Raw genomic sequence first — 23,375 nt, 5'->3', positions numbered from 1 at the left:
CGCCAGCGCCCTCTTACAGGGCCGTCCGGCTACTCGCGGCGGCTGACGCTGACGGCGGCCAGCCCCAGGAACACGGCCGCGAAGGCGAGCAGGGCCGGCACCTCCAGCCCCGTCACGGACGCGGGAGAGCCCACCGCCACCGACGCCTCCGCGCCGTACAGCGCCCGCCGCACGCCCTCCACGGAGAAGCGCATGGGGTTGAGCCGCATCACCCACGCCAGCCAGGAGTCCGCGCCCTTGAGCGGGAACATCGCCCCGGACAGCACCCACATGGGCAGCAGCACGATGCTCATCACCGCGTGGTAGCCCGCGCTGGAGCGCACCCACCACGCCAGCGACATGCCCATGCCCGTGAGCGCCAGCGCCGACAGCACCATGACGGCCAGCAGCAGCGGCAGGTCGACGGTGGCCGCGCTCACCCCGGCCAGCGGGGCCAGCAAGAGGAAGAGCGAGGCCTGCATCAGCGCAATCACCGACGAGCCCGCCGCCTTGCCCAGCACCACCGCCAGCCGCGAGCCCGGCCCCGCGAGCACCGACTGGAGGAAGCCCTCGCGCCGGTCCTCGATGACGGTAATCGTGGCGAAGATGGCGCTGAACAGCAGCACCATGGTGACGACGCCGGGGAAGAAGAACTGCTGGTAGCCCAGCCCCTGCGCGCCCTCCACGCGGAACGAGCCCGCGAAGCCGGAGCCGATGACGAACCAGAAGAGGATGGGCTGCGCCAGCGCGCCGATGACCCGGCTGGGCTGACGGAAAAAGCGCACCACGTCGCGCACCAGCAGCACGCGCACCGTGGCCCACTGCAGCGCCAAAGTCCCCGGCGCGGTGGGCGACGGTGCCCCGACGGCCACGGGCGCGGAAGGCGGGGTCATCTCCACGGGCGGGGGCACGGCGGGCACGTTGGCGTTCATCGGCGTTTCCTCGGCGCGGGCTCGGCGGTGGGCTGGTCCGCCCCCAGCGTGCGCCCGGTGAGCTGGAGGAACACGTCCGCCAGCGTGGGCCGGCGCAGCGACACCGAGGTCAGCCGCCCGGCCGGGAAGGCCTCCACCAGCCGAGGCACCAGCGCATGGCCCTGCGCGGCCTCCACCTGCACCCGCCCCTCCACCACCTTCGCGTCCAGCCCCAGCCGCTCGCGCACCTCGCGCGCCAGCGCCTCGGGCTCCAGCGCCTCCACGGAGAGGATGTCGCCGCCCATGCGCGAGGCGAGCGCCGCCGGCGTGTCGCACGCCACCAGCCGGCCCGCGTCCAGCACCGCCAGCCGGTCGCAGCCCTCGGCCTCGTCCGCGCGGTGCGTGGTGAGCAGCACGGTGATGCCCTCGCTGTCGCGCAGCTTCTTCAAATGCGCCCAGAAGGTGCGGAAGGCCGCCTCGTCGAGGCCCTGCGTGGGCTCGTCCATCAGCACCACGCGCGGCTGGTGCACCAGCGCCCGCGCCAGCTCCAGCCGCCGGCGCATGCCGCCGGACCACGTGCCCACCTTCTCGTCGCCCCGGTCCGCCAGGCCGATGAGGGCCAGCATCGCCTCCACCCGCTCGCGCGCCCGCTGGCCGCCCAGGCCGTACAGCCGGGCCCCGAGCAGCAGGTTCTCCCGCGCGGTGAGCAGGTCGTCCAGGCTGCCGCGCTGGAAGATGATGCCCATCTGCCGCCGCAGGGCCGGGTCGCTCAAGGACAGCACCCGCCCGGCGAAGCGCACCTGCCCCGCGTCCGGCGCGAGCAGCCCGGCCAGCACCTGGAACGTGGTGGACTTGCCCGCGCCGTTGGGCCCGAGCAGCCCAAGGATTTCGCCCTGCCGCACGGACAGGGTGAGGCCGTCCACGGCGGTGCGGCCCTTGAAGCGCCGCGTGAGGCCCTCGAGCTGGAGCAGCGGAGGCGAGGTGGAGACCGAGGTGTCAGGCATGGGCGGCATCCCCGGCCTCCCGCGTCAGCCGCGCGGGACGCGGTCCAGCGTCATCGCGACGAACAGGCCGGTGAGGTAGATGAGCGAATAGAAGAACGTCTGGCGCGCCCAGGGCTTTCCCAGCCGCCGGAAGAAGCCCCACGCTCCCAGGCCCAGGAAGCTCAGCCCCAGCACCACCGCCGCGGCCAGATACCACGAGCCGGCGATGTGGAGCTGGAAGGGCAGCAGCGTCATGGGAATCAGCGCCACCAGGTAGAGGACAATCTGGGCGCGGCTGGACTCGTCCCCGCGCTCCAGCGGCACCGACTTGAGGCCCGCCGCCGCGTACTCCTCCTTGCGGAACAGGGCGATGGCGATGAAGTGCGGCATCTGCCAGAGGAACAGGATGGCGAAGAGGGCGAAGCCGCCCGCGTCCACCTGGTTCGTCACCGCCGTCCACCCCATCAGCGGCGGCAGCGCGCCGGGCACCGCACCCACAATCATGGCCGCCGAGGTCCGCGCCTTGAGCGGCGTGTAGGCGAGCACGTAGCTGAGCAGCGCCAGCAGGCCCAGGCCCGCGGTGAGGACGTTGGCGCCCAGCGCCAGCGCCGGCAGGGACACCAGCGCCAGGGAGATGCCGAACCACAGCGCCACCGACGGCTCCATGCGCCCGGACGGCAGCGGCCGGCCGCGGGTGCGCGCCATGAACTGGTCGCTGTGGCGCTCCCAGTAGCAGTTGAGCGCGTTGGCCGCGCCCACGGTGCCGGCGGTGGCCAGCAGCGTCACCAGGGCGCGCACCGTGTCCAAGGACCCCGGGGCCATCCACATGCCGCCCGCCGTGGTGATGAGCACCAGGCTGGACAGCCGCGGCTTGGTCAGGGAGATCAGGTCGGACGCGGTCGTCGACAGGGACTCGGCACGCGCGCTCACACAGACTCCAGGGCAAGGCGCGACAGGCTCGCTGCCGGCGCGGTAACGGCCCTCCCATACAGGCACCACCGGGGGGTGGGCAAGGACACGGCGCCTCGCGGTGCCGCCAGCGAACGGCCGCCCGCCTGGCGTCCCCGCCCGGACACCGGGGCTCCGGCCCCCGACTTCATGTCCTGGCGCGATGGGAAGGGCAAACACCCCGGGGCATACCGCCCGCGGGACGCACCTTCAAGAAAGCCCGCGGGGCTGACCGCGCGTCCTACTGCCCGCGCGCATCAGCCCCGCTTGTCCTGCCAGCCCCGGCGTCGGTGCGCCGGGGCGGCTGAAAAGAGGCTCAGCCCCCGGACAGCGCGCGGGCGGCGTTGACGTGCTCGCCGGCCGGCTCGCGCTTCAGGTACTCCTGGGCCAGCATCTTCGCCTTGGGGCCCTGCTTCGGGTCCTTCGACAGCAGGGTGGCGTAGAAGTAGTAGGCCGGGCCGTAGCCCTCGTCCGCGTTGAGGGCGCGCTGGTAGGTCTCGTCCGCCTTCGCCGCGTCACCCTTGCCCTGGTAGACGCGGGCCAGCTCGGTGAGGGCCATGGCCGCGCGGTCCGCCTGGCCGATGAACTCCACGCTCGCCTTCTCCAGCTGCTCCTGGGCCTTCGCCCAGTCGGAGCGCTCGCGGTAGATGGCGCCCATGGCGAGCCGGGCCTCCGGGTTCTTCGCCTTGGGGTCCTTCACCGCGCGCTGGTACTGCGTCAGCGCCTCGTCCAGCTTGCCCTGGCGGCGGTAGGCGTTGCCCAGCATGACCACCAGCTTCGGGCTGTCGCCCATGGTCTTCAGGGCCGTCACCAGCGCGTCGGCGGCTTCCTTCTCGCCGCCCTGCTTGCCCATGAGGGCCCGGGCCAGCTCGACGTGGAACTGGGCGCGCGAGGCATCCATGCGGATGGCCTTGCGAATCTCCTCGGCGGCCTGGTCGAAGTTGTTCTCCGCCAGCAGCCGGCGGCCCTTGATGAGGTGCAGCTCCGGGTTCTGCTTGTCGAGCGCGAAGCCGGTCTCCTCGCTCTTCTGCATCTCCTGGCGGGCCTTGTCCTTCTCCAGCGGCACCGCGGTGGCCTCGGCCAGCTTCTGCTGCACGTCGGGCTTGAGCGCCGGCATCTCCGCGGACACGCGGCTGATGAGCAGCGAGCGGGCCAGGTGCGCCGCCGCGAGCTGGCGCGGCGAGGGCGGCGGGTCGGACTCCAGCAGCTTCTTCAGCATGGAGTGGGCCAGCCCGTAGTTGGGCGAGTCCTGCTCCAGCATCAGCAGCGCGCGGCCCAGCAGCGACTCCGGGTGGTCCTTCTCGTACCGGAGGGCGAAGTCGTAGTTCTTCCAGGCGGTGTTGTCCTGGCCCAGCCGGCGGTACACCGCGCCCAGGCTCGCGTAGATGCGCGGGTCGTCCGGCGACAGCACCTGCGCGCGCTCCAGGCTGTCGCGGGCACGCTCCATGTCGCCCGCGTTCATCTGGATGAGGCCCAGCGTCAGGTAGAGCAGCGAGCTGGAGCGGCCCTGGGCGTCCAGCGCCTTCACCTTCTCCTCCAGCTGGCCGAGCGCATCCTTGCCCTTGCCACCGTAGGTCTGGATGAGCGCGTCCGCCGCGATGAGGTGCGAGCTGAGCTCCTGGCCCTGCTTGCCGGCGGCCAGGTGCTCCTCGGCCTTGCGGCGCGCGTCGTCACCCCCGCCGTGCTCACCCCAGCGGATGGCGTAGGCGTAGGCCAGGTAGCCGTGCGCGACGGTGGAGTCGGCGTCCACCTCCAGCACCTTGTCTGCCGCCTCGCTCGCCTTCTTGTAGCTGTCGAAGGAGTCGTGCTTGAGCAGCTCGCTGGCCGTGTCCAGGCCCTTCTTCAGCTCGCGGGCCTTCTGCTTCGCGTTGGCGGAGTACCAGCCGTAGCCGATGATGAACAGCGGGATGGCCACCAGCAGCGCCAGCGTCACCATCTTCCCGCCACGTCCCCCCGGGGGAGGGCGGCGGCGCGAGGAAGGCGCGTCGTCGTCATCGTCGTCCTCGACCTCTTCCACCACCACGCGCGGGCGGGGCTGGGGCGAGGGACGGGGCGACGGAGCCTCCGCCCGGGCGGCATTGCCACCACCGGACGTGGCGCGGTGCTCGCGCGGAGCCTGCGCGGTGGCCGCGGCGGACCTCGACGCCTGCTGCTGCGACGAGGCCCCCGTCGCCGCGACGCTCGCGAGGGCGGCGGCGGACTGCTGGGTGGCGGACCCGGACGCGGGCGGCGCCGCGGGCTGCAGCACCGGCGGCGCGGGCGTGGCCGGCGCGGCGGGCCGCGGCAGGTCGATCTTGTACTGCTGGAGCAGCGTGACGGTGTCCGGGTCACCCGGATCCGCGCCATACGCCTTCAGGAGGTTCGCCTTGCCGGGCTCGGCTTCGCCCGTCTTCAGCTGGAGGGCGCCGGCCATGCGCAGCGCGGCCTTGTCCTCGGGCTGGACCTGGAGGGCACCCAGGGCCTCTTCCAGCGCCTTCTTGTCCTTGCCCTGCTCGGCATAGACACGGGCAAGCAGCAGGCGGGGGTCAGCGGCATTCGGGTGGGCCTTCACCCCCTTCTTGCAGACGACCATCGCCTCCATGAAGCGCCCCATGGACAGGTACGCTTCGGCAAGAGGCTTGTAGGCGGCGGACGAGGGGTCGGAAGCGAATGCGTGCTCCAACTTCGCGAGCTCGGCCGGGCTCAACGTCTTCGAGGGGGAGATAGACATTACCGGGGGAGGTGAAGCGGGCGGGAAGGATACGCCTGAGACGAGGGGTTTTTATGGCACCCGGTGCGCGGCACGTCAATCGCAGGAATTCTTGTTGCCTCCTTGCGCTTGACAGCAAGAAAGGGCTCCGGTACTAGCCCCTTCCACTTCGGCGGACCCAACCCGCCGGGGCGAAGCAGGCAGGCAGCAGTCCGTTGTGGGGGTGTAGCTCAGTTGGGAGAGCGTCGCGTTCGCAATGCGAAGGTCGTCGGTTCGATCCCGTCCACCTCCACCATGCAGTGACGAAGGGCCTCACGGGAAACCGTGAGGCCCTTTGCATTTGGCGCACATCGCGTAACTGCTGAATTGCAAAGCAGGCGGGCTTTGTTATCCGGAGTCGATGACCGACCCGACCGCCTCCCTGTCGTTCTTCGCCCGGTTCTGGCTCGCGTGGCTGTGCTTCTGGCGCTGCCTCGTGTCCCGCGAGTTCGCCCAGGCGGTGCTCCCGGCCAGCAAGGCCTATGACGCCGGGCAGCTTGCCCAGCTTCCCGCCGGGGGCACGCCCGCCCCCCGGCAGGAGCCTGCCAGGCAGGTGGTGGTGAAGCCGCCCGAGCCTCCCCCTGCCCCGCCGCCCGAGCGCGAGCACGCCAGCGCCCTGTCCTGCCTGGCGATGCTGCAGCGCGAGGGCCGCTTCGTGGACTTCCTCCAGGAGAACGTGGCCGCCTTCTCGGACGCCGAGGTGGGAGCCGCCGCGCGCATCGTCCACGAGGGCTGCCGCAAGGTGGTGAACCAATACCTCGCCCTCCAGCCGGTGCTGCCGCAGGGCGAGGGCGAGCGCGTCACGGTGCCGGCGGGCTTCGACGCCCAGCGCATCCGGCTCACCGGCAACGTGGCCGGCCAGCCTCCTTATACCGGCACGCTGCGCCACCACGGGTGGGTGACGTCGGAGGTGAAGTTCCCCTCGGTGAGCCCGGCCCTGGACCCGCGCGTCGTCGCGCCGGCCGAGGTGGAGCTGGCCTGAGCCTCCCGCCGCCGACCCGCAGCGCGAACAAACAGGTCCCCTGAAGGAGTTCACGTCCGATATGGCCCGCTATTCCATCGGCATCGACCTCGGCACCACCCACTCCGCGGTGTCCTACTTCAACCTCGAAGAGGGCAAGCCCCGGGGCCGGGCGCAGTCCATGCTGCCCATCCCCCAGCTCACCGCGCCGGGCACGGTGGAGCCGCGCCCGCTGCTGCCCTCCTTCCTCTACCTGCCCTCCCCGCAGGAGTTCCCCGCCGGCAGCCTCGGGCTGCCGTGGAACCCGGACACCCACGCCATCATCGGCGAGCTGGCCCGCACGCACGGGGCCAAGGTGCCCACGCGGCTGGTGTCGTCCGCCAAGAGCTGGCTGTCCCACCCCGGCGTGGACCGGCGCTCGGCGCTGCTGCCCTGGCAGGCCCCAGAAGAGGTGCAGCGCGTGTCCCCGCTGGACGCCTCCGCGCGCTACCTGCGCCACCTGAAGGAGACGTGGGACCACACCTTCGCCCGGGCCCGGGAGGAAGCCGGCAACGCGCTGGCCGAGCAGGACGTCATCGTCACCGTCCCCGCCTCCTTCGACGCGGCGGCCCGTGACTTGACGCTCGAGGCCGCCAAGGCCGCGGGCCTTCAGCACATCACCCTGCTGGAGGAGCCCCAGGCCGCGCTCTACGCGTGGCTGGAGGCCATGGGGGAGAACTTCCGCAAGCAGGTGCAGCCCGGCGAGGTCATCCTCGTGGTGGACGTGGGCGGCGGCACCTCCGACTTCTCCGTCATCACCGTGAGGGACCGCGAGGGGGACCTGGAGCTGCTCCGGGTGGCGGTGGGCGACCACATCCTCCTGGGCGGCGACAACATGGACCTGGCGCTGGCGCACACGCTCAACCAGCGGATGACGGCGGAGGGCAAGAAGCTGGACGCCTGGCAGTTCAACGCCCTCACCTACGGCTGCCGGCAGGCGAAGGAGACGCTTTACGGCGACCCCTCCATGGAGCGGGTGCCCATCTCCATCCCCGGCCGGGGCTCGTCGCTCATCGGTGGCACGCTGCGCACGGAGCTGACGCGCGAGGAGCTGGACCGGGTCCTCACCAACGGCTTCTTCCCGGTGACGCCCGCCTCCGAGCTGCCGCGCACCGCGCGCCGCACGGGCCTGGCGCAGATGGCGCTCCCCTACGCGCAGGACCCGGGCGTGTCCCGGCACCTGGCCGCCTTCCTCACCCGGCAGGCGCAGGCGCTGGCGGCCAGCCCGGACGCGCCGGTGGACGTCAGCGGCAAGTCCTTCCTCCACCCCACGGCCGTCCTCTTCAACGGTGGCGTCTTCAAGGCGGGCCCGCTGAAGGCGCGCGTCATGGAGGTGCTCAACGCGTGGCTGGAGGCCGATGGCGGCAAGCCCGCGAAGGAGCTGGAGGGGGCGGACCTGGACCTGGCGGTGGCGCGCGGCGCCGCGTACTACGGCTGGGTGCGCCAGGGCCACGGCCTGCGCATCCGCGGCGGCACCGCCCGCGCCTACTACGTGGGCGTGGAGACGGCGATGCCCGCGGTGCCCGGCATGGAGCCGCCCGTGAAGGCGCTGTGCGTGGCCCCCTTCGGCATGGAGGAAGGGACGCAGGCGGACGTGCCGCCGCAGGAGTTCGGCCTCGTCACCGGCGAGCCCACCAGCTTCCGCTTCTTCTCCTCGTCCGTGCGCCGCGACGACAAGGTGGGCGTCATGCTGGAGGACGTGAATGACGAGCTGGGCAGCGGCGCGCTGGAGGAGCTGGCCCCCATCGAGACCACCATGTCCGGCCAGCCGACGGCGTTTGGCGACCTGACGCCCGTGAATCTGCAGGCGGCGGTGACGGAGGTGGGCACGCTGGAGCTGCGCTGCCTGGAGAAGGGCGGCGCGGGGAAGTGGAAGCTGGAGCTCAACGTCCGCATGAAGGAGTAGAAAGCCGTCCGTCAACCGGAGGCGTATGCGAATCGTCGGAATCGACCTGGGAACCACCCACTGCGCGGTGGCATCCGTGGACCCCTCGAAGGGCGCGGGTGCCCCCGTGGAGGACTTCCCGATTCCCCAGCTCGTCCGGCAGGGAGAGGTGGCGCCCCGCGCGCTGCTGCCCTCCACCGTGTACGTGCCCGCCGGCCACGAGCTGGCCTCCGAGTCCCTGAAGCTGCCCTGGGGCGATGACGGCGGCCCGTGGGTGGTGGGCGAGCTGGCCCGCTGGCAGGGCGCCCGCGTGCCGGGGCGGCTGGTGGCCAGCGCCAAGAGCTGGCTGTGCCACCCGGGCGTGGACCGCTCCGCGCCCATCCTCCCCTGGGGCTCCCCGCCGGACGTCCAGAAGCTGTCCCCGGTGGACGCCAGCGCCCTCTTGCTGACGCACATGGCGCGCGCCTGGGACTTCGCGCACCCGGACGCGCCGCTGTCCAGGCAGGAGGTGGTCATCACCGTCCCCGCCTCCTTCGACGAGGCCGCGCGCGCCCTCACCGTCAGCGCCGCGCGCAAGGCGGGCCTGGAGAAGTTCACCCTGCTGGAGGAGCCCCAGGCCGCCTTCTACGACTACACCGCGCGCCACCGGACGGGCCTGGAGCAGACGCTCGCCAACACCCGGCTGGTGCTGGTGGTGGACGTGGGCGGCGGCACCACGGACTTCACCCTGGTGCACGCGGGCGTGTCTCCCGAAGGCCCCATGCTGCGGCGCCTGGCGGTGGGAGACCACCTGCTTTTGGGCGGCGACAACATGGACGCGGCCCTGGCGCGCCGGGTGGAGGAGAAGCTCTTCACGGACGGCCGGCGCCTGTCCGCCACCCAGTGGACGCAGGCCATCCAGGCCGCGCGCACCGCCAAGGAGTCGCTGCTGGGCCAGGCGCCGCCGGAGAAGTACGGCGTGTCGCTGGTGGGCGAGGGCAGCCGGCTCTTGGGCGGCACGCTGTCCTCGGAGCTGCTGCGCGACGAGGCGCACGCGCTGGTGCTGGACGGCTTCTTCCCGCTCGGCGCCCCCACCGAGCGCCCGCGCCGCGCCGCGCGCATGGCGCTCCAGGAGCTGGGCCTGCCGTACGTGCAGGACCCGGCGGTGACGCGCCACCTGGCGGCCTTCCTCGCGCAGCACGCGGCGGCGGGCTTCGCGGCGCTGGGGGAGACGGCCCCCGCCGAGGGCGCCCTGCCCCGCCCCGACGCCATCCTCCTCAACGGCGGTGTCTTCAACTCCCCCCAGATTTCCGAGCGGCTGGTGGACGCGCTCTCCGCGTGGTGGCCCGGGGCGCCGCGGATTCCGCTGCTGCGTCACGAGTCGCTGGAGCTGGCCGTGGCGCGCGGCGCCGCGTACTACGGGCTGGTGCGGCGCGGGCATGGCCTGCGCATCGGCGGTGGCGCGGCGCGCGCGTACTACGTGGGCCTGCAGCGGCCGGCCGACAGCGCGGAGCAGCCCGCGCTCTGCCTCATCCCCCGCGGCTTCGAGGAGGGGCAGAAGGTGGACCTGGGCGAGCGCCCCTTCACGCTCACCCTGGGGCGGCCGGTGCAGTTCCAGGTGTTCTCCACGACGAGTGACCGCATCGACAAGCCGGGAGACCTGGTGCCCCTGGCGGAGGACCTCAAGCCCCTGCCGCCCATCCACACGCTGCTCAAGGGCGCCTCCGGCAAGGCGACGGAAGTGCCGGTGCACCTGCAGGCGGCGCTGACGGAGATTGGCACCCTGGAGCTGTACGCCGTCTCCAACGTGGCGGACGAGCGGTGGCGGCTGGAGTTCGAGCTGCGGGGCACGGGCGGCTCGCACGAGCTGACCGTCACCGAGTCCATGCCCGCGCGCTTCGTGGAGGCGAAGGACAACATCGAGCGCGTGTACGGCAACAAGCCGCTGCCCATCGGCCCCAAGGACGTGAAGCAGCTGGGCCGCACGCTGGAGAAGGCCCTGGGCCCGCGCGAGTCGTGGCGGGTGCCGGTGCTGCGCGAGATGTGGAGCACCCTCTTCGCGGGCGCCAGCAAGCGGCGGCGCACCGCCGACCACGAGCGCGTCTTCTACAGCCTCACCGGCTTCTGCCTGCGCCCGGGCTTCGGCTACCCGCTGGACGGCTGGCGCGCGGAGCAGACCTTCAGCCTCTTCGACGCGCTGGTGCAGCACCACACGGACAAGGCGACGTGGACGGAGTTCTGGGTGATGTGGCGCCGCATCGCCGGCGGCCTCTCGGAGGCCCAGCAGCAGAAGCTGTACGGCTACCTCCAGCCGCACCTGGCGCGGAAGGTGCCTCCGGACGCGCCCCCCGCGGGGAAGCTCAAGGGCATCCAGCCGGAGGGGCTGGAGGAGATGGTCCGCACCGCCGCCTCGCTGGAGCACCTGTCCCCCGGGGACAAGGCCGAGGTGGGCCGGTGGATTGCCGCGCGGCTGAAGGCCGAGGCGAAGTCCGGGGGCCCCTGGGCCTGGGCGCTGGGCCGGCTGGGCGCGCGCGTGCCGCTCTACGGCAGCAGCCACAAGGTGGTGGACGTGGAGACGGCCGAGGCGTGGCTGTCCCTGCTGCTGGAGCTGGACCTGCGCAGGATTGACGGCGCCCCCTTCGCGGCCGCGCAGCTCGCGCGGCTCACCGGGGACCGCACGAGAGATTTGGACCCGGCCCTGCGCGAGCGCGCGGCGCGGGAGCTCGTGGCGGCGAAGGCGGCCGACACCTGGGTGAGCATGGTGCGCGAAGTCGTCGCGCTGGAGGCAGCGGACGAAGCCCGGGCCCTGGGCGACACGCTGCCCGCGGGCCTGCGGCTGTCCTGAGTGGCTTTCGGGAAGCGGCCCCGGGGCACCTGAGCCCGGGGCATCGCGGCCAGAGCTCTCCCAGCGGGTCGGCGGTTGAAGGCTCGACCCGGCGGGAGCGCGATGCGGCGCGCGATCTGCTTTCAGCCCCGCGCGACGGCGGGAGCCGCGACGGCCTCGTCCGACTCGACGGGTTCCGCGGCCCTGGCAACCACCTGGAGGGCCGGCGGAGCCTCGGAGGGCGCCGCGGCGACCTCCTTGCCGGCCTTGGCCTTCTTGCTGCCCGCGCCCGAGCGGCACGTGCGGCACCACGGCTGGTTGCGGATGGCGCCGTCCGCCATCTTCCGCAGGCCGAACTGCGCCAGCGGCTTCAGGGTCCGGCATTTGATGCACATCAGGGAGATGAGCACCTCCTGGCCGTCCGCGTCGTAGACGGCGGACTTGCGCCGCTTGCGCGGCTGACCCTGCCCCGGTTCACGCTGCTTGGCCTTGTCGGGCGCAGGCGGCGCCATCATCGGGGTCACTTTGTAGAGCATGTCGGTCCCTCCCGCTCACGCACACCCGCGCTCGCAGGCCCTGGCAATGGGCCACCTCGGCTCAGGCGCTCGCGATCGACAGACTAAGGACTCTTCCTCCCGTTGAAAACTGATCGCAGGCCGAAAAATCGGGCCCCGGCGCGATTCCGTTGCGTTTTCGCCGGGTTGCCCCATTCCGTTCAGTCACAGCGGATCAGACCGGGGTCGAATTTTCAGCCCCGGCTCCCCGCTAGCGCGGCGCGGCGGGACACTCCGCTACACCGGTGTAGCGCACGCGGCCCGGCGGGGGCGCCGTCAGGGTGTTGCTCCGGGCCTTCCCATAGGCGACGAGCGCCAGGCGCAGGTCCATGCCCCGGGCGGGCGTCAGGTCCGCCCGCTCCGGAGGCAGCGCGCCCGTGACGGGGCCCAGGCCGTCGCCGCCGCGCGCGAGGAAGTCCGGCACGGCCACCCGGTACATCCTCCCCGGCTCCAGCGGCCGGCCCCCCTCCAGCGTCACGTCCTGGAGGCGCCGGGGCCCCGGGCAGCGGGCCAGCGTCACCTCCACCCCGGAGACGGCGAAGACGGTGCCCCGGTCCGAGTCATGGGCCAGCTCCAGCAGGCGCCGCAGCTCGGCGCCAGTGAGCTGGAGCACGGCCACGGTGTTGTCGAAGGGCAGCACCTCGTACACCTGGCCGAAGGAGAGCGGGCCGGCCGGCAGGTCCGCGCGCACGCCGCCGGGGTTCATCACCCCCACGTCCGCACCGGCCGCCTCGCGCAGCGCGTCCGCGACGAGGTTGCCCAGCGCGCCCTCCGCCGTGAAGCCGCGCGTCAGGGCCGTGGCCGCGGAGATGCCCAGCGGGCGGCCCTGCGCCTCCGCCGCCACTTGCAGCGCCGGGGACAGCAGCCGCGCCACCTCCGCGTCCGGCACCACCGGCGCGCCCAGGAAGGTGGCCGGCACCAGCTTCACGTCGGGCTGCTCGCGCAGGCGGCGCCCGTCGCACCCGCCGCGGGCCGCGTCCACCTTCTCGCAGAGGGGAATGGCGGCCTGGATGCGGGTGCGCTCGGGCACCACGCGGCGACTCGCCGGGTCCACGAACAGCTCCACCACGCCCAGGGAGCGGGACTGGCCCGACGTCTCGATGACGGGCACGCCGGCGATGAAGTGGCCCATGGGCTGGTGCGTGTGCCCCGCCACCACCGCGTCCACCGTGCCCGGCGGGAGCGCCTCCAGCATGGCGATGATTTCCGCGTCACCCCGCTCGCAGCTGGACGTGTCGCGCGGGTTCTTCAGGTCGGGGCACCTGCCCCCCGCGTGCGCGACCACGACGACCACCTCCGCGCCCCGCGCTCGCAGGGAGCGGGCGGACTCCACCGCGGTGGGCGCCAGCGGCAGGAAGCGCAGCGAGGCCACGTTGGCGGGGTTGGTGACGTTCGGCGTGTCCTCGGTGGTGAGCCCCAGCAGCCCCACCTTCACGCCCTTCACGGTGACCAGGTGCGTGCCGTCATTGCCCGTCCAGGCCGGGCGCTCACCGGTGGCCGCCTCCCGGAGGTTGGCGGACAGCAGGGGGAAGCGCGCCTGGCGGATGCGGGCCTTGAGCGCGCCCAGCGGGTCCTCGCCAGGCCGGCTGGCCATGGCGCCTGGGCCCACCGGGCCATAGTCGAACTCGTGGTTGCCGATGGCGGCCGCCGTGAAGCCCAGGTGGTTGTAGACGTCGATGACGACGGCGCCCTCGGTGAGGTTGGAGGGCAGCGTCCCCTGGAAGAGGTCGCCTCCGTCCAGCAGCAGCACCCCACCCGGGTTGTCCGCGCGCAGCAGCGCCACGTAGGCCGCGAGCGTGGCAGCTCCACCCTCCTCCACCACCTGCCCGTCACTCAGACGGGTCCGGTGGGGCTCCACCTGGCCGTGGAAGTCGTTGAGGCCCACCAGCGTGAGGCGCACCGGCTCCGCGGGGACGGAGGCGGCAGCGACGGTGGGTGGCTGGGAGGTGCTGGCGCAGGAGGCGGCGAGGGCCGCCAGCGCGAGGAGGACGGGGCGCGAAAGACGCATGGGGGCGCGCACTTCAGCGCGGCGCGCGCTCCCTGGCAACGCGCTTCAGCTCCGGCGGCGGCGCTTGCCCGCGAATGCCAGGGCGAGCAGCCCGAGCAGCGCCGTGGCGGGGACGGACGCGGAAGCGCACGAGCACCCGTCGCCGTCGTCAATCGGGGGGCCCGGGTTGGGCGGCAGCGGAGGCGGGAGGCCGCCAGGGCCACCGTCCCGGCCTCCATCCGTTCCTCCGTCCGTCCCGCCATCCGTCTCCGGCCGCGTGTCGATGCGCAGCGGCGGGTCGAAGGCCTCGGCCACCGTGCTCCAGGAGATGAGCTTGAGGTTCTCCGGACGCTCCTGGCCGTCATGTCCGACGAAGAGGCCATCCGGGAAGGTGGCCGACATCGGCCGCGCCGACACGGCGACGGCGACGGGGGCGCCCAGGTCCGCGTTGATGCCGGCGTCGTTGTTCTCCGTCACCTGGAACGTGCCGACGTGGGCGAGGGAGCGGCGGTCGAACACCTCGAATTCGTTCGCGGCCCGGTCCGCGACGAGCAGGTAGCCCTCGCGGTTGGTGGCGTCATAGAGCGCCACCCGCCCCTGCGTGGACGACAGCGGCCCGCCGTCCGCCGGCGACACCACCGCCAGCCGGGTGGTGCCTCCATCGACGTCGGCGGAGTAGCGCCCCAGCCCCACGCCCTCCTCCATGACGAACAGCTGGCCGGTGTCCTCGTCCACCACCATGCCGGTGATGAGGCCCCCTTCCGTGTCCAGGGTGCGCACCGAGCGCGCCGACACCCCGCCGTCGTTGCCCGACAGCTCGAACTGCTCGAGGTCCGCGCCCGGCCTGCCCGCGAAGAGGTAGAAGCGGTCCGAGCCCGGGACGCGGGAGAGCGCCACGGCGGAGATGGCGGAGCCGGTGAGGAAGCTGCCGTTGCCGACGCGGGCCACGCGCGGCGTCCCCGCGGGGTCCACCACGAAGGCCACCAGCCCGTTCAGGTTGGTGGAGGACACCACCGCCAGCGTGCGGCGGTTGCCGGCCAGCAGGAAGTCGTCGCGCAGGGCCAGGGCCCGCACGGGGCCAATCGTCTGGTCCACCTCCAGCTGCGTCCCGTCCACCCCGAAGGTGGCCAGCCCCGCCCCCGCGGTGGTGTCGAAGCCGGCGATGAGCAGGCTCGCCCCGCCGTCGGCCGGGTTCACCCAGAGCGCGACGTCCCGCAGGTTGTTTCCCGTGGCGGGCGCTGCGGGCCGCGTCTCCAGGGTAGGTGTGACGGCGACGGGCTGCGCCGACGCCGCCGCGCCCAGCAGCAGCGCCGCCAGGGCCAGGGGGGTGGGGGTGCGCATGACCTGCTCCTTCTCGGGATTTGTTCGGGGGACGTACCTTGTCACGGCAGGTATGTCTTACAAGTACGAAGCGGCCCGGAACGGTTGGCGATTGGCAACCACGTCGAGTAGAACCCGCGCGTCCTCCAGCAAGCATAGAAAAAGACCATGGCGACCAAGCGCGCACTGATTACGGGAATCACAGGGCAGGACGGCAGCTATCTGGCGGAGCTGCTGCTCTCGAAGGGGTACGAGGTGCACGGCATGGTGCGCCGCTCCTCGGAGGAGAAGTTCGAGCGCATCCAGCACCTGCACGGGAAGATTCAGCTCCACCAGGGCGACCTGCTGGACCAGTTCTCCCTGGCGGCGCTGCTGAACCTGGTCAAGCCAGACGAGGTCTACAACCTCGCGGCGCAGTCCTTCGTGCCGACGAGCTGGAACCAGCCCGTGCTCACGGGCGAGTTCACCGCCCTGGGCGTGACGAAGATGCTGGAGGCCATCCGCCACACCCGCCCGCAGGTGCGCTTCTACCAGGCGTCCTCCAGCGAGATGTTCGGCAAGGTGCTGGAGGTGCCGCAGACGGAGGAGACGCCCTTCTACCCGCGCAGCCCGTACGGCGTGGCCAAGGCGTACGGCCACCACATCACGGTGAACTACCGCGAGTCCTTCAACCTGTTCGCGGTGAGCGGCATCCTCTTCAACCACGAGTCCCCGCGCCGTGGCCTGGAGTTCGTCACGCGCAAGGTGACGTACAACGTGGCGCGCATCAAGCTGGGCCTCCAGGACAAGCTGCCCATGGGCAACCTGGACGCCAAGCGCGACTGGGGCTTCGCGGGCGACTACGTGGACGCCATGTGGCGGATGCTCCAGCAGCCGGAGCCGGACGACTACGTGGTGGCCACCAACGAGACGCACACCGTGCGCGAGCTGGTGGAGATTGCCTTCGGCCGCGTGGGCCTGGACTACCAGAAGTACGTGCACATCGACCCGGCCTTCGTGCGCCCCGCCGAGGTGGACCTGCTCATCGGTGACTACGCCAAGGCGAAGACGAAGCTGGGCTGGGAGCCCACCGTGCGCTTCAAGCAGCTGGTGGAGATGATGGTGGACGCGGACCTGGAGCGGCTCAAGGCGGGGCAGAAGTAGATGCGCATCCTCGTCACGGGAGCGGACGGCTTCGTCGGCCGGCACCTGTGCGCCCTGTTGCGCGCCGCGGGTGACGAGGTGGTGGAGGCGCACGGGCCGCGCGGAGAGGGCATCAGCAGCAGCGCCCTCCACTTCGACGTGGCCAACGAGGCGGCGATGAAGGCCGCCATCGCCGAGGCGAAGCCCGAGGGCGTCATCCACCTGGCCGGGTTCAGCTCGGTGGCCAAGAGCCACAACAACCCCTCGCGCGTGTTCGCGGTGAACACGATGGGGGTGGTGCACCTGCTCACGGCGCTGCGCGACACTGCGCCGAAGACGCGGGTGGTGCTGGTGGGCTCGGGCGAGGTGTACGGCCCGGTGCCCGAGGGCACGCGCGCCACCGAGGACACGCGGGCGGTGCCCCTGAGCCCCTACGCGGCCTCCAAGTCCGCGGCGGAGCTGGCGGGTGTGCAGTTCCACCGCAGCTACGGGCTGGAGGTGGTGATGGCCCGGCCCTTCAACCACCTGGGCGCGGGGCAGGACCCCACCTTCGTGGTGCCCTCCTTCGCCTCGCAGATTCGCGCGATTGGCCTGGGCACCGTCGACCCGGTGCTGCGCACGGGCAACCTGGAGGCGGTGCGCGACTTCTCCCACGTGCGCGACGTGGTGGAGGCGTACCGGCTGCTGCTGGTGAAGGGCGAGCCTGGGCAGGCGTACAACATCTGCAGCGGCGAGGGACGCACCATCCGCAGCCTGCTGGAGGAGATGCTGACGCTGGCGGGCGTGAATGCGCGCATCGAGCTGGACCCCGCGCGGCTGCGGCCCTCCGACATCCCGAGCCTCGTCGGCGCGCCAGACAAGCTGCGGGCGCTCGGCTGGACGCCGAAGCTGACGGTGACGGACGCGCTGCGCGACGTGCTCGGCCCCAAGGTGCCGGCGCTCGCGGGCAAGACGGTGGGCTGAGGTCTCTTCGCCAGCACGGCATCACTCCTGCCGTGCTGGCGTCCCGAGGAACATTTCCTGAGACGGGCGCGAGGACGCCCCCTCATTACTGCCGAGGTCCGTGGTCGGACCTCTCGCGCTGTAACAACTTGTCTCCAGGAGGACACACATGTCCAAGAAGACCCTTCGCCTCGTTGCCCTGCTCTCCGCTGTTGCCGGCCTTGGACTGGCGGGACTCACCCTGGTGCCGGGCACGGCCCAGGCCGCGGAGCTGCCCCCCGGCTGCTACCGGCACCCCATCACCGGCGCGCTGATCTGCCCGTACCCGCCGCCGTACTGACACACGCCCGCTTCGACATTGGAAGCCCCGCGCGGGAAGCCTGGCGCGGGCTTCTGCGTTTGGAGACGACTACACAGCCGGCGCGCCGGGCTCCGTCAGGAAGGCGAGCGCCGTGCGCTCGAAGGGCTCACGGTGCTCGCCGAAGACGGGGACATGCCCGCCGCCCGGCACCACCCACAGCGACGCGCGCGGGATGGCGCGGTACAGCTCGAGCGGGAGCTCCACCGGATAGAGCGGGTCCCGGTCTCCCGCGACGAGCAGCGTGCGTGCCGACACGCACGACAGCAGGGGCGGCGTGAAGTTCATGTCGCGGTAGCTGTCCTTGAGCCCGCGGACGCTGCGCCAGAGCGCGCGAATCTGCACGTCCCCCTGCGTGTGGCTGGCGCGCATCCGGGCCCACTCCTCGGGGGACTGGTTCTCCTCGGTGACCTGCGCCATGAGCGCACGGGCCTGCGCCGGGAAGTACGGCGTGGCGCTCACGAGCACCATCGCCTCCACACGCGCGGGCGAGTCCACGGCCATGTGCAGCAGCGTGTTGGCGCCCAGGCTCAGCCCCACGGCGCGGAAGCGCTCGATGCCCAGCGCGTCCAGCCACGCGTACGTGTCCAGCGCGCACTGCCGCATCGTCAGCTCGCCGCCGGGATTCGTCGACCCGCCGTGGCCGCGCAGGTCCGGCACGAGCACCCGGAAGCGCGTGGCGAGCGCACCCAGGTCGAACACATGCTTCCAGTCCGCGCCGCAGCCGGTGGTCCCATGCAGCAGCACCAGCGGCTCACCGCTTCCAGAGTCCGTGTAGTGCAGCTCGATGTCGTGGACCTTGCAGCGCCGTCCCTGTCCTGGGTGACCCATTCGTGCAGCCCCTTTCGGGTGCGCATCGCGCCCGAGTGCGCGTGCGGGTCTGCTTCAATAGGCGGGAGATTCTGGCTTTTGTAGCTCCGGTTTTTCGTTCTAACCTGCGGCGCTGGAGCTCAGGCCCCGGGCGGCGCTTCGCGAGTCACCGAAGCCCACGCCTCCAGCCGGCGGTCCAGCGCGGTGAGCGCCCACAGGTCCGCGGGGTTGTCTGGACGCACCAGGGCCAGGTCGCGCTGCAGCGGCCCCCTCGCTTCGACCACGCCCCACTCCGACAGCACCCGCAGCGCCATCAGCGACGGCTTGCGTGCCAGCAGCGCGAGCAGGGCCTCCACCACACGCGGGCTGTGCTCCACGGCGAGCCGCTGCACGGCCTCGTGACGCTCCTCGTTCGTGGAGTCCGGGTCATCCAGCGTGCCGGTGAGCGCCTGGAAGCGCGCCTCGTCCAGCAGCGGGCTGGGGCCGGGCGGCTCCCAGTGCTCCACGGTGACGCTCGTCCTGCCGAAGGAGACGCACTCGCGCCGCACGCCATCCCCGCCGAAGAGGTCCAGGATGCGCTCCTGGGACGGCGTCCCGCCTTCGAGCACCCGCTGCGCCCGCACGGCGAGCTCCGGCGACGCGCCGAGCAGGTGGAGGCGCAGCACCGTCACCTCCGCGTCGGCGCACTGCGCCCGGGGGACGCGGCCCCACTTGAGGAACACCTCCGCCAGCCCCCTCACGTGGACGTACCAGCGGTACTCCAGCCACACGGCGCTCGGGCGGAGCGCGAAGCGCGAGTCGTCGGGCTCGACGAGCCGGGGCGCGCCCTCGGACACACCGGTGAAGCATCGTTCCAGCAGGGCCTGTGCTTCGGAGAGCTTCATGGTGGCGGGAGCCCCGGGCCGTGCGTGGCCGGAAGCCCTGCCGCAGTGTAGCCCCGTCCCCGGAGCCCACCGCCAGGACGGACGAGCGGCGCGGCGCCAGGAAGAGGCCGCCGCGCCGCGCAGTGGGTCAGTGGGTCGAGTACGCGTACCCGCGGACAGACTCGGGGATGCGGCGCGTGCTCCTGCGCGGCTCGGACTCGGACGCGCGCGCGGCGACGATGTACGCGATGCCCGCGAGCGGCAGCGCGAAGGGCAGGTACTTCTTCGCGTGGTAGGTCCACGAGTCGACCCTGTCGCCCAGCATCTTCAGCAGCCAGTGGCTGGGGTAGTGGTCGGGATACCGGTAGGCGAACTTGCGCACCGCCCCCGACAGTCCCCGCAGGGGCGTGGAGGTGCCGAAGACCGCCGGCATCTCCTTGTTGGAGCGGCCATGCATCGGCGAGGCCGGCACGCCCCGCTGGCGCTCCGGCGGATAGCGCGTGTTCGGGAAGGGCTGCGGCTCGCGCTCCATGGGGACTCCCGGCCGGCGCGCGGGGTCCAGGTCGACGCCCCAGTACTCGGGCCGCCTCACGGGCTGGAGGGACTGGTACCCGGAGCGTTTCAGCACCTGCTCGGGAGTGGTCAGCTTCGGCGTGTCATTCATCACGCGGCTCCGTCCTAGTGAAGGTTTCCGTTGGGGAAGAGCGCCACCTTGATGCAGCCGTCATGCTTCTTCGCGAACATGTGGTACGCGTGCGGCGCCTCCTCCAGGGGCATGCGGTGGGTGAACACGGTGGACGGACGGATGCGGCCGGCCCGGACGTGCTCCAGCAGGTGCGGCATGTAGCGCTTCACGCTCGCCTGGCCGGTGCGCATCGTCTGCGCCTTGTTCATGAAGGTGCCGATGTCCACGCCGTTGAACGGAGGGCCATAGGCGCCGATGAGGGAGATGATGCCGCCCTTGCGCGTGGCGTGGATGGCGAAGTTGATGGCCTGCGGAGAGCCGGCCTCCAGCTTCGCGTAGACGCCGAGCGCGCGGTGCACCGGTGAGCCCGCCGCCTCGCAGCCCACCGCCTCGATGGTGGCGTCCGCGCCGCGGCCTTCCGTCATCCCCTTCACGGTGGTGACGAGGTCCAGGTCGGTGAAGTTGAGCGTCTCCACGCCCAGCCAGCTGCGCGCGAACTCCAGGCGGTAGTCCTCCTTGTCCACCGCGATGACGCGGCCGGCGCCCATGGCCCAGGCGGACCACATCGCGAACAGGCCCACCGGACCGCAGCCCAGGACGAGGACCGTCTCCCCACCCCGCAGGCCGCACATCTCGGCCGCCTGGTAGCCGGTGGTGAAGGCATCGGTGATGGGCAGCGCGTCGAGGTCGTCGACGTCCTCGGGAATCTTCTCGGCATCCACGCCGATGAAGGGCACGCGGACGTACTCGGCCTGGCCGCCGTCATAGCCGCCCATGGTGTGCGAATAGCCGTAGATGCCCGTGCCCGCATCCGTCGCCGGGTTCGTGTTGTCGCAACACGAGGTGAGGCCCCGGCTACAGAAGTAACAGCCACCACAGAAGATCTGGAATGGCAGCATCACGCGGTCGCCCCGCTTGACGCCCTGGGCATTGGGGCCGACCTCCTCGACGATGCCGGTGAACTCGTGGCCGAAGGTGAACCCGATTCGGGTATCCGGGACGAGGCCGTGCAGCAAGTGGAGGTCTGAACCGCAAATGGCGGCGCTCGTCACGCGGACGATGCCGTCCTGGGGGTGTTCAATCTTCGGCTCGGGCTTGTTGCGTACCGCGACGCGGTACGGTCCTTCGTAGGTCAGGGCTCGCATGCCGTTAGGCTGTGGACCCTTGTGTTGCTTGCCAATCCGATCAGGCCGTCACTGGATACGGCTGCCAGCACGCTCGCGTTCCGAAAGGGCACGGCAGGCGCATGCCTGGGAATGAAACCCCAGAAATCTCATGTCAGGCTCGCTCGCCCCAGCCGTTAGTGTATCCTCCACACCAAGCAGGAGGTCCGACATGGCTGGGTTTACGTTCTTCTGGCGTGAGGGGTCGCCGTTCTCGCAGTGGCACCGTTCCGAGTTCGTGGTGGACGGTGTGCGCTACATGTGCGCGGAGCAGTACATGATGGCGGGCAAGGCGCGGCTGTTCGGGGATGCGGAGGTGCTGGCGAGCATCCTGAAGAGTGCCTCGCCCAAGACGCACAAGGCGCTGGGCCGCAAGGTGCGCAACTTCGACGCCGCCGTGTGGGAGCGCGAGCGGGAGCGCATCGTCTACGAGGGCAACCGGGCGAAGTTCACCCAGCGCCCGGAGCTGCTGAAGGCGCTGCTCGCCACCGCTGGCACGGAGCTGGTGGAGGCCAGTCCGATGGACCGCATCTGGGGCGTGGGCCTGGGCGCGGAGGATCCGCGCATCCAGGACCCTTCGAAGTGGCGGGGGCTGAACCTGCTGGGCAAGGTCCTCACGCGGCTTCGCGAGGACCTGCTCTCCGAGGGCATCACCGAGACCCGCCCCGTCGCGAGCTAGAACTCGTAGCGCACGGTGGCCTGTCCCTCCAGGGCCAGGTCCACCGCGCCGGACGTCTTGCCGTACTTCTCGTTGAAGCGCTGGGCGATGGGGGCCAGGTCGAAGCGCGGCGTCGCGAACTTGATGGCCTTGCACCGGTCGCCATTCGCGTCGTGCACCAGCACCAGGTTCGCCACGGGGGTGCCGTCCTTGCCCTCCTGCAGCTCCCCGTCCCACGCGAGCGTGTACGTGTGCTCGGCGCAGCCGCCCCCGTGCGACACGCTCACGTCGAGCACGCCCCGGAACGCGCGGAAGCCCTCGATGTTGAGGGCATCCTTCGGCTGGGGGTTCGGCGTCACCGCGAGCTGCTGGACGGGCGCCTTGCCCTCCTGCGACGTCGTGTTCTTGGGGGACTCGCCGGGCTTGAACTCCGGCTGCGCCACCTCGGGCTCCGGGGCCTTCTCGGGCGTGCTCGCGCACCCCGAGACGAGTCCGAACAGCACCGCGCCACTCCAGATGAGCCTTCGCATTCGCATCCTCCTCCGTCAGCGCCGGAGCGCGGCTTCGTACACCGCCAGGGTGCCTTCCGCGGTCCGCTTCCAGGTGAACTCCGCGGCGCGGGCCTTCCCGCGTTCCGACAAGGCCCGCCGCTCGGCAGGCGAGCCCAGCAGCCGCTCGATGGTCCGTGCGAGCCCCTCCGCGTCGTCCGGCCCCACCGCGACGGCCGCGTCGCCACAGACCTCCGGGAGCGAGCCCGCGGTGGAGACGATGGTGGGCGTGCCCAGGCGCATCGCCTCCAGCGGTGGCAGGCCGAAGCCCTCGTAGCGCGAGGGGAAGGCGAACAGCGTCGCGCGCTTCATCAGCTCGTAGAACACCGCGTCGGACTGGTAGCCGAGCGAGCGCACGTCGTGCCCCTCGGAGCGCAGCCGGGACACGCGCCTCTCCACGCGGCCGGAGCCGAACCAGCTCTGCCCCGCCAGCACCAGCGACGTGGGCCGCCCGCGCGCCCGCAGTCGCTCCAGCGCGTCCAGCACCAGGTCCACGTTCTTCCGCACGTCCAGCGAGCCCGCGTAGAGCACGTACTCCTTCGGCAGCGACAGCGCGCGCAGGAAGTCCACGCTGATGCTGTCGAGCTCCGGCGCATGGACATGGTCCACGCCGTTGGGCACCACCACGGTGCGCGGCGCCGCCTCGGGGAAGCGGGCCAGCAGGTCCATCCGGGTGCGCTCGCTGACGCAGATGATGCGGTCCGCCAGGAGCACGCTGCGCGCCAGCCACAGGCGGAACTGCCAGCGGAACGCGGTGGACACCGTGTCCCGCATCAGCAGCGGAATCAGGTCATGCACCGTGAGGACGTAGGCCGTGCCGGGCACGCGGGTGAGCGGCAGGTTGAAGTTGCCGTGCGCGTGGTAGAGCGGCGCCCCCGACTGCTGGAGCACCCGGGACAGCCGGCCGAGCGTCCAGGTGGTGCGGCCCAGGTTGCCCCGGGGGTGCTCGCCGGAGCCCTGCGCGCCCAGCTTCTCCAGGCTGACGCCGAGGCCCTCCAGTCCGGAGGCGAGGCAACGGGTGTACAGGCCGATGCCGGTGGTCGGCTCGTCCCAGAGGGTCGCATCGAAGGCGATGGGGCCAGTGGACACGGTGCGCCTCATAGCACGGTCGTGTGATAGGCAGGGCCC

General features: G+C 71.8%; 20 protein-coding genes and 1 tRNA gene. 8 read left to right on the top strand and 13 right to left on the bottom strand.

Annotation, left to right across the window (positions count from 1 at the left end):
• Positions 1-29 precede the first annotated feature (29 nt).
• The 4 genes from LXT23_RS24400 to LXT23_RS24385 form a co-directional block, all read right to left on the bottom strand.
• The gene (locus tag LXT23_RS24400; protein WP_253982682.1) at positions 30-911 is read right to left on the bottom strand and encodes an ABC transporter permease; all 882 of its coding nucleotides are present in this window, start codon (positions 909-911) and stop codon (positions 30-32) included.
• Complete coding sequence (locus LXT23_RS24395) at positions 908-1,894, bottom strand: ABC transporter ATP-binding protein (RefSeq protein ID WP_253982681.1); 987 nt, start codon at positions 1,892-1,894, stop codon at positions 908-910. Before LXT23_RS24395 ends, LXT23_RS24400 begins: the two co-directional genes overlap by 4 nt.
• A 24-nt stretch (positions 1,895-1,918) precedes the next feature.
• A complete protein-coding gene (gene cyoE / locus LXT23_RS24390; RefSeq protein ID WP_253982680.1) occupies positions 1,919-2,803 on the bottom strand; it encodes a heme o synthase in 885 nt (294 codons plus the stop codon).
• A gap of 334 nt (positions 2,804-3,137) precedes the next feature.
• On the bottom strand, positions 3,138-5,531 hold the full coding sequence (locus tag LXT23_RS24385) for a tetratricopeptide repeat protein (RefSeq protein ID WP_253982679.1): 2,394 nt from the start codon (positions 5,529-5,531) through the stop codon (positions 3,138-3,140).
• 198 nt (positions 5,532-5,729) lie between these two features.
• Between LXT23_RS24385 and LXT23_RS24380 the strand changes: the two genes are divergently transcribed.
• The 4 genes from LXT23_RS24380 to LXT23_RS24365 all read left to right on the top strand — a co-directional run bounded on the left by LXT23_RS24380 (position 5,730) and on the right by LXT23_RS24365 (position 11,258).
• A tRNA-Ala gene (locus LXT23_RS24380) sits at positions 5,730-5,805 on the top strand.
• A 105-nt stretch (positions 5,806-5,910) separates the two neighbouring features.
• Positions 5,911-6,531 (top strand): DUF2760 domain-containing protein, encoded by a 621-nt coding sequence (locus LXT23_RS24375; RefSeq protein WP_253982678.1) that lies wholly within the window; start codon positions 5,911-5,913, stop codon positions 6,529-6,531.
• A gap of 61 nt (positions 6,532-6,592) precedes the next feature.
• Complete coding sequence (locus tag LXT23_RS24370) at positions 6,593-8,455, top strand: Hsp70 family protein (protein WP_253982677.1); 1,863 nt, start codon at positions 6,593-6,595, stop codon at positions 8,453-8,455.
• 25 nt (positions 8,456-8,480) lie between these two features.
• Positions 8,481-11,258, top strand: a complete 2,778-nt coding sequence (locus LXT23_RS24365; protein ID WP_253982676.1) for an Hsp70 family protein — start codon at positions 8,481-8,483, stop codon at positions 11,256-11,258.
• A 122-nt stretch (positions 11,259-11,380) separates the two neighbouring features.
• Here LXT23_RS24365 and LXT23_RS24360 read toward each other — a convergent pair whose 3' ends face one another.
• The 3 genes from LXT23_RS24360 to LXT23_RS24350 form a co-directional block, all read right to left on the bottom strand.
• Entirely contained in the window at positions 11,381-11,773 is a 393-nt protein-coding gene (locus LXT23_RS24360) for a hypothetical protein (protein ID WP_253982675.1), read from the bottom strand.
• Between the two features lie 229 nt (positions 11,774-12,002).
• Complete coding sequence (locus tag LXT23_RS24355; RefSeq protein WP_253982674.1) at positions 12,003-13,799, bottom strand: bifunctional metallophosphatase/5'-nucleotidase; 1,797 nt, start codon at positions 13,797-13,799, stop codon at positions 12,003-12,005.
• Between the two features lie 45 nt (positions 13,800-13,844).
• Positions 13,845-15,119, bottom strand: a complete 1,275-nt coding sequence (locus LXT23_RS24350; protein WP_253982673.1) for a myxosortase-dependent phytase-like phosphatase — start codon at positions 15,117-15,119, stop codon at positions 13,845-13,847.
• Positions 15,120-15,266: 147 nt separating this feature from the next.
• On the opposite strand from LXT23_RS24350, the gene gmd reads away from it, so the two are divergent.
• From gmd to LXT23_RS24335, 3 genes are all read left to right on the top strand, one after another.
• Positions 15,267-16,241 (top strand): GDP-mannose 4,6-dehydratase, encoded by a 975-nt coding sequence (gene gmd, locus LXT23_RS24345; RefSeq protein WP_253982672.1) that lies wholly within the window; start codon positions 15,267-15,269, stop codon positions 16,239-16,241.
• Positions 16,242-17,183: a GDP-mannose 4,6-dehydratase gene (locus LXT23_RS24340; RefSeq protein WP_253982671.1), complete on the top strand. Its 942-nt coding sequence runs from the start codon at positions 16,242-16,244 to the stop codon at positions 17,181-17,183.
• Positions 17,184-17,331: 148 nt separating this feature from the next.
• Complete coding sequence (locus LXT23_RS24335) at positions 17,332-17,502, top strand: hypothetical protein (RefSeq protein ID WP_253982670.1); 171 nt, start codon at positions 17,332-17,334, stop codon at positions 17,500-17,502.
• 69 nt (positions 17,503-17,571) lie between these two features.
• Here LXT23_RS24335 and LXT23_RS24330 read toward each other — a convergent pair whose 3' ends face one another.
• The 4 genes from LXT23_RS24330 to LXT23_RS24315 form a co-directional block, all read right to left on the bottom strand.
• Entirely contained in the window at positions 17,572-18,351 is a 780-nt protein-coding gene (locus tag LXT23_RS24330; protein WP_253982669.1) for an alpha/beta fold hydrolase, read from the bottom strand.
• Between the two features lie 119 nt (positions 18,352-18,470).
• On the bottom strand, positions 18,471-19,214 hold the full coding sequence (locus LXT23_RS24325; protein ID WP_253982668.1) for a hypothetical protein: 744 nt from the start codon (positions 19,212-19,214) through the stop codon (positions 18,471-18,473).
• Positions 19,215-19,341: 127 nt separating this feature from the next.
• A complete protein-coding gene (locus LXT23_RS24320) occupies positions 19,342-19,857 on the bottom strand; it encodes a hypothetical protein (protein WP_253982667.1) in 516 nt (171 codons plus the stop codon).
• 14 nt (positions 19,858-19,871) lie between these two features.
• Positions 19,872-21,023, bottom strand: a complete 1,152-nt coding sequence (locus LXT23_RS24315) for a zinc-dependent alcohol dehydrogenase (protein ID WP_253982666.1) — start codon at positions 21,021-21,023, stop codon at positions 19,872-19,874.
• 190 nt (positions 21,024-21,213) lie between these two features.
• Between LXT23_RS24315 and LXT23_RS24310 the strand changes: the two genes are divergently transcribed.
• Positions 21,214-21,720 (top strand): NADAR family protein, encoded by a 507-nt coding sequence (locus LXT23_RS24310; RefSeq protein WP_253982665.1) that lies wholly within the window; start codon positions 21,214-21,216, stop codon positions 21,718-21,720.
• On the opposite strand, the gene LXT23_RS24305 is transcribed toward LXT23_RS24310, so the two are convergent.
• Together LXT23_RS24305 and LXT23_RS24300 are read right to left on the bottom strand one after the other, a co-directional pair.
• The gene (locus LXT23_RS24305) at positions 21,717-22,229 is read right to left on the bottom strand and encodes a hypothetical protein (protein ID WP_253982664.1); all 513 of its coding nucleotides are present in this window, start codon (positions 22,227-22,229) and stop codon (positions 21,717-21,719) included. The genes LXT23_RS24310 and LXT23_RS24305 overlap by 4 nt on opposite strands.
• A 15-nt stretch (positions 22,230-22,244) precedes the next feature.
• Positions 22,245-23,336: a glycosyltransferase family 4 protein gene (locus LXT23_RS24300; protein ID WP_253982663.1), complete on the bottom strand. Its 1,092-nt coding sequence runs from the start codon at positions 23,334-23,336 to the stop codon at positions 22,245-22,247.
• Positions 23,337-23,375: the final 39 nt, after the last annotated feature.

This window comes from Pyxidicoccus xibeiensis, from assembly GCF_024198175.1.
Lineage (GTDB): Bacteria > Myxococcota > Myxococcia > Myxococcales > Myxococcaceae > Myxococcus > Myxococcus xibeiensis.
The sequence above is the reverse complement of the archived record's forward strand: the minus strand, read 5'-3'. Positions and strand labels throughout refer to the sequence as shown.

Bases quoted from the DNA above. Each gene is read 5' to 3' on its own strand.
- LXT23_RS24400 (WP_253982682.1), bottom strand. From the start codon at position 911: ATGAACGCCAACGTGCCCGCCGTGCCCCCGCCCGTGGAGATGACCCCG.
- LXT23_RS24395 (WP_253982681.1), bottom strand. From the start codon at position 1,894: ATGCCTGACACCTCGGTCTCCACCTCGCCTCCGCTGCTCCAGCTCGAG.
- LXT23_RS24385 (WP_253982679.1), bottom strand. From the start codon at position 5,531: ATGTCTATCTCCCCCTCGAAGACGTTGAGCCCGGCCGAGCTCGCGAAG.
- LXT23_RS24375 (WP_253982678.1), top strand. From the start codon at position 5,911: ATGACCGACCCGACCGCCTCCCTGTCGTTCTTCGCCCGGTTCTGGCTC.
- LXT23_RS24370 (WP_253982677.1), top strand. From the start codon at position 6,593: ATGGCCCGCTATTCCATCGGCATCGACCTCGGCACCACCCACTCCGCG.
- LXT23_RS24365 (WP_253982676.1), top strand. From the start codon at position 8,481: ATGCGAATCGTCGGAATCGACCTGGGAACCACCCACTGCGCGGTGGCA.
- LXT23_RS24360 (WP_253982675.1), bottom strand. From the start codon at position 11,773: ATGCTCTACAAAGTGACCCCGATGATGGCGCCGCCTGCGCCCGACAAG.
- LXT23_RS24355 (WP_253982674.1), bottom strand. From the start codon at position 13,799: ATGCGTCTTTCGCGCCCCGTCCTCCTCGCGCTGGCGGCCCTCGCCGCC.
- LXT23_RS24350 (WP_253982673.1), bottom strand. From the start codon at position 15,119: ATGCGCACCCCCACCCCCCTGGCCCTGGCGGCGCTGCTGCTGGGCGCG.
- gmd (WP_253982672.1), top strand. From the start codon at position 15,267: ATGGCGACCAAGCGCGCACTGATTACGGGAATCACAGGGCAGGACGGC.
- LXT23_RS24340 (WP_253982671.1), top strand. From the start codon at position 16,242: ATGCGCATCCTCGTCACGGGAGCGGACGGCTTCGTCGGCCGGCACCTG.
- LXT23_RS24335 (WP_253982670.1), top strand. From the start codon at position 17,332: ATGTCCAAGAAGACCCTTCGCCTCGTTGCCCTGCTCTCCGCTGTTGCC.
- LXT23_RS24330 (WP_253982669.1), bottom strand. From the start codon at position 18,351: ATGGGTCACCCAGGACAGGGACGGCGCTGCAAGGTCCACGACATCGAG.
- LXT23_RS24325 (WP_253982668.1), bottom strand. From the start codon at position 19,214: ATGAAGCTCTCCGAAGCACAGGCCCTGCTGGAACGATGCTTCACCGGT.
- LXT23_RS24320 (WP_253982667.1), bottom strand. From the start codon at position 19,857: ATGAATGACACGCCGAAGCTGACCACTCCCGAGCAGGTGCTGAAACGC.
- LXT23_RS24315 (WP_253982666.1), bottom strand. From the start codon at position 21,023: ATGCGAGCCCTGACCTACGAAGGACCGTACCGCGTCGCGGTACGCAAC.
- LXT23_RS24310 (WP_253982665.1), top strand. From the start codon at position 21,214: ATGGCTGGGTTTACGTTCTTCTGGCGTGAGGGGTCGCCGTTCTCGCAG.
- LXT23_RS24305 (WP_253982664.1), bottom strand. From the start codon at position 22,229: ATGCGAAGGCTCATCTGGAGTGGCGCGGTGCTGTTCGGACTCGTCTCG.